Origin of the sequence: Embleya sp. NPDC005971 (assembly GCF_040629175.1) — a bacterium.
In the GTDB taxonomy this organism is placed as follows: domain Bacteria; phylum Actinomycetota; class Actinomycetes; order Streptomycetales; family Streptomycetaceae; genus Embleya.
Window position 1 is genome coordinate 1 of the sequence record NZ_JBEXUX010000149.1, and the last position, 5,014, is coordinate 5,014.

A 5,014-nucleotide genomic window follows, 5' to 3' on the forward strand; every position below is an offset into this window, starting at 1 on the left:
GTCGGCGCGGACCGGGACGAACTGGTCGCGGGTCTGGGGCGGTTGGCGGCGGGTGAGGCCGGGGCCGGGGTGGTTTCCGGGGTCGCGGGTGGGGGACGTACGGCGTTCCTGTTCACGGGTCAGGGTGCGCAGCGGGCGGGGATGGGTCGGGAGCTGTACGAGGCGTTCCCGGCGTTCGCCGAGCCGTTCGACGAGATCTGTGCCTGCTTCGACGTTCACCTGTCCCGACCGTTGCGGGACGTGGTGTTCGACGGGGTGGGGTTGGACGAGACCGGGTTCACCCAGCCCGCGTTGTTCGCGGTCGAGGTGGCGTTGTTCCGGCTCCTCGAATCGTGGGGCGTGCGGCCGGACTTCGTGACCGGTCACTCGATCGGCGACCTGGCCGCCGCGCACGTGGCCGGGGTGCTGACCTTGGACGACGCTTGTCGGGTGGTCGCCGCGCGTGGCCGGTTGATGCAGGCGCTCCCGGCGGGCGGGGCGATGTTCGCCGTCCAGGCGACCGAGGCCGAGGTCGTCGAGCTGTTGCAGGGCCGCGAGAAGGAGGCGGGCATCGCGGCGGTCAACGGGCCGTCGGCGGTGGCGATCTCCGGCGTCGAGGACGTCGTCGTCGCGATCGCGGACGAATTGCGCGAGCGGGGGCACAAGACGAACCGGCTGACGGTCAGTCACGCCTTCCACTCCCCGTTGATGGATCCGGTCCTGGACGAGTTCGCCACCGTCGTGAAGGACGTGGCGTTCGCCGAGCCCGAGATCCCGATGGCCGCGACCGCCGAGGAGGTGTGTTCGGCCCGGTACTGGGTGGATCACGTGCGCGAGCCGGTGCGGTTCGCCGATCACCTCGCCCGACTGCGCGCGGCGGGTGTGACCCGGTTCGTGGAGATCGGCCCCGACGGCGTGCTCACCGCGATGGGCCCGCAGACCATCGGCGACGCGTCGTTCACCGCGTCCCAGCGCCGGGACCGACCGCAGGTCCACACCGCCGTGACCGCGCTCGCGCACCTGCACACCGCGGGCCACCCCGTCGACTGGTCCCGCCTGTTCACCGGGACCGCCGCGACCCTGACCGACCTGCCCACCTACGCCTTCCAACACCGGCACTACTGGATGCAACGGGCCGCTCCGGCCGTCGCGGTGCAAACCCCGGGTGCCCCGTCGGCCGACCGCACCTACCGGATCGGCTGGACGCCGCTGGTCGAGGACACGCCGTCGTCCGCGCTGTCCGGGACCTGGCTGCTCATCCGCCCGGCGCACGCCTGTCCGCTCGCCGACGGCGTCGAACGGGCGTTGACCGAGCACGGCGCCACCGTGCTCCGGGCCGACGACGTCGCCGGGCTCGCGGACACCGACCCGGCCGGGATCGTCTCCCTGCTGGGTCCGGGCACCACGATCGACACCGCCACCGACGGCGGTCTGCGGGCGACCCTGCGCGTCGTACAGGACCTGATCGCCGCAGGCACCGACGTGCCGCTGTGGATACTCACCAGCGGCGCCGTCGCCGTCGGTGACTCGGATCCGGTGCGTCACCCGGAACAGGCCACCCTCTGGGGCCTCGGCCGAGCCGTCGCCGCGGAACATCCGGAACTCGGCGCCGCCCGGATCGACCTGCCCGCCGAACTCACCGACCACACCGCCCGCCTCCTGTGCGCCCGATTGCTCGCCCGCGACGAGCCGGAGATCGCCATCCGCCCGGCCGGCGTGTTCGCCCGGCGGCTGCTCCGCACCGGCCCCACCGCCGAACGCTGGTCGCCCACCGGCACCGTGCTGATCACCGGCGGGACCGGCGCACTGGCCGGCCACGTCGCGCGCTGGTTGGCGGCCAACGGCGCCGAACACCTCGTGCTGGCCGGCCGGCGCGGCCCGGACGGCCCGGAGGCCGGCGCGTTGCACGCGGAACTGATCGCCGGCGGGGTCCGGGCCACGATCGTTCGCTGCGACGTCACCGACCGCGATTCCCTTCGGGAGTTGCTCGACGAATACAAGCCGCGCGCGGTGGTGCACACGGCCGCCGTCCTGGACGACGGCGTGATCGCCTCGCTCACCCCCGAACAGGTCGACCGGGTGCTCGGGCCCAAGCTGCTCGGCGCGCGGCATCTGCACGAACTCACCCGCGAGACGGACCTCGACGCGTTCGTGCTCTTCTCCTCCCTGGCCGGCGTGCTGGGCGGTGCGGGCCAAGCGCCCTACGCCGCCGCCAACGCCTACCTCGACGCCCTGGCGGCGCACCGCACCGCCCAGGGCCTGCCCGCCGCCTCGCTGGCCTGGGGGCCGTGGGCGGGCGGCGGAATGGCGGACACCCGGGTCGTCGAGGACCGGCTGCGCCGCAGTGGCCTCACGCCGCTGGCACCCGAGGAAGCGGTGCGCGCCCTGGCCCGGGCCCACGGCCCGGTCGTGGTGGCCGACGTGGACTGGGCCCGCCTGGCCGCGGGAGCCCGACACCGTCTGCTCGACGAACTCCCCGACGCGCGCCCGGTCGTTGCCCCCGCTCGGGACGAACAGCCGGATCTGCTCGGCCGGTTGGCGGGGAGCCCCGTCGAGGAACAGTCCCGGGTGCTGCTGGACGCGGTCCGTGCGGAGATCGCCGCCGTACTGCGCTACGACGACCCCGCGCGGATCGACCCGGCCCACGAACTCCTCGACCTCGGCTTCGACTCGCTGACCTCGATCGAGCTGCGCAACCGGCTCGTCGCCGGCACCGGCCTGACGCTGCCCGCCATGCTCACCCTGGAACAGCGCACACCCGCCGCCCTCGCCGAGTACCTGCGGGAGCGAATCGCGGCCACCGCCCCGGCCGGCCCTCGGAGCACCGCGAGCCTGGACGACCTGTGGCACGAGGCGGACCGGCACGGCAGACGGCTGGAATTCATCGATCTGCTGGGCTCCGTCGCCGACTTCCGGTCCGCGTACCGCGATCCCGACGACCTGGACGTGCCGCCGTTGCGACTGTCCTCCGGCGGCACGGACACACCCGTGTTCTGCATCCCCTCGCACCTGGGCAAGGCCGACCCGCACAAGTTCCTCCGGTTCGCCGCCGCGCTGCGCGGCCGGCGGGACGTGTTCGCGCTGCGCGAGCCCGGTTTCGTGACCGGCGAGCCGATCCCCGCGACGCTGGACGTACTGCTCGCCACCCACGCGCGGGCCCTCGCGGAGCACGACGAGGTGGTGCTGCTCGGCTACTCCGCGGGCGGCCTGGCCGCGCACGCGCTGGCCGTCCACCTCGCCGCCCTGGGCCGACCGCCCGCCGCGCTGGTGCTGCTGGACACCTACGCGCCGGAGCAGACCGAGGTGATGACCCGCATCCAGGGCGCCATGGAGCAGGGACAACGCGAACGCGACGGCCGGACCGGCGAGGCGCTGGGCGAGGCATGGCTGACCGCGATGGGCCGCTACTTCAGCTTCGACTGGACGCCGAGCCCGGTCGAGGTCCCGGTGCTGCACGTACGCGCCGGGGACCCGATGCCCCAGATGCCCGCCGACGGGCAGTGGCAGGCCCGCTGGCACCTGCCGCACATCGGCACGGACGTGCCCGGAGACCACTTCACCATGATGGAGCAGCACGCGCCGCGGACCGCCGACGTCGTCCACGACTGGCTGGTCACGACCGCCCATCGAGCCGGTGCCGAGCACAGCGCCCACCCGCCGGGGGTGATCCCCATGCGGTGATCCGCCCCCCCCGCAGGAAACGACAACAAATCCAAAATCTGGAAACGGAGTTCGTCGAATGCCTTCATTCCCCGTCCGTCGCACCGTCCCGGACCTCCCCCCGACCGAGCACCTGGAGTTGCTCGAAGGAGGGGGCGTCTGCCCCTTCAACATGGAAGACGGCCGCGCGGCCTGGCTGGCGGCCAGTCACGAGTCCGTGCGCAGCCTGCTGGCCGACCGCCGGATCAGCAACAACCCCGCCCTGGTGCCGTCCTTCTCGCAGCGCGAAGCCCTGCAGAAGGAGCGGGGTCAGTTCAGCCGCCACCTGTTCAACATGGACTCGCCGGAGCACGACATCGCCCGCCGGATGGTGGCGGAGGACTTCACGCCCCGGCACGCCGAGGCGGTCCGCCCGTTCTTCGAGGACGCGTTCGGTCGCATCGTCGACGAGATCGTCAGCAACGGACCGGGCGCGGAGATGGTGGAGGCATTCGCCTTCCCGGTCGCCACCCAGACCATCTGCAAGGTGCTGGACATCCCGGAGGAGGACTGCAAGTACTTCCAGCGACGCACCGAGCAGATCATCGAGATGGACCGGGGCGAGGAGAACCTCGAAGCCGTCATCGAACTGCGCGGCTACGTCCAGACGCTGATGCAGCAGCGCACCGAGCAGCCCGGGGACGACCTGCTCAGCAGGCTGATCAGCAAGGCGAAGGCGTCCGAGGAGATCGTGCTCGACGACTCCGACCTGGTGGACAACGCACTGTTCCTGCTGGTCGCCGGGCACGAGCCGTCCGCGAACATGCTCGGTCTCGGAGTGCTCGCGCTCGCCGAATTCCCGCATGTCGCCGAGGAGTTGCGCGCCGACCCCAGCCTGTGGCCGGGCGCGATCGACGAGATGTTGCGCTACTACACGATCGCTCGGGCCACCAAGCGGGTCGCCGCCGCGGACATCGAGATAGAGGGCCACACGATCAAGGAGGGGGACGCGGTGATCGTGCTGCTGGACACCAGCAACCGCGACCCGCGCCTGTTCCCCGACCCGCACGAGCTGAACATCCACCGCGCGGCGGGCAACCACCTCTCGTTCAGCCACGGGCCGCACGCGTGCCTGGGCAAGCACCTGGTCCGGGTGCAACTGGAGGTCGCGCTGCGCGCGGTGGCCGAGCGGCTGCCCGGCCTGCGGCTCGACGTCGCCAAGGAGGACATCCCCTTCCGCGGTGACGCGCTGTCCTACGGGCCGCGTCAGCTCCGCGTCACCTGGTAACAGCCGAACGGCGGGGCGTCGCCGTGCACGGCGCACGGCGCCGAGCCGAGAGACCATGCCGCCGTCGGGGCGACGGGTGACCGACGAAGCCGGACGGACAACCATGCA

At 72.4% G+C, this 5,014-nt stretch carries 2 protein-coding genes; both read left to right on the plus strand.

Going from position 1 to position 5,014, the window contains the following annotated elements; translation table 11 throughout:
* Positions 1-3,660, plus strand: a 3,660-nt coding sequence (locus ABZ374_RS47925; RefSeq protein WP_360324976.1) for a type I polyketide synthase, incomplete at its 5' end; no start/stop codon positions are given.
* A 58-nt stretch (positions 3,661-3,718) separates the two neighbouring features.
* Positions 3,719-4,906, plus strand: a complete 1,188-nt coding sequence (locus ABZ374_RS47930; RefSeq protein ID WP_360324979.1) for a cytochrome P450 — start codon at positions 3,719-3,721, stop codon at positions 4,904-4,906.
* Positions 4,907-5,014 lie beyond the last annotated feature (108 nt).

Bases quoted from the DNA above. Each gene is read 5' to 3' on its own strand.
- ABZ374_RS47930 (WP_360324979.1), top strand. From the start codon at position 3,719: ATGCCTTCATTCCCCGTCCGTCGCACCGTCCCGGACCTCCCCCCGACC.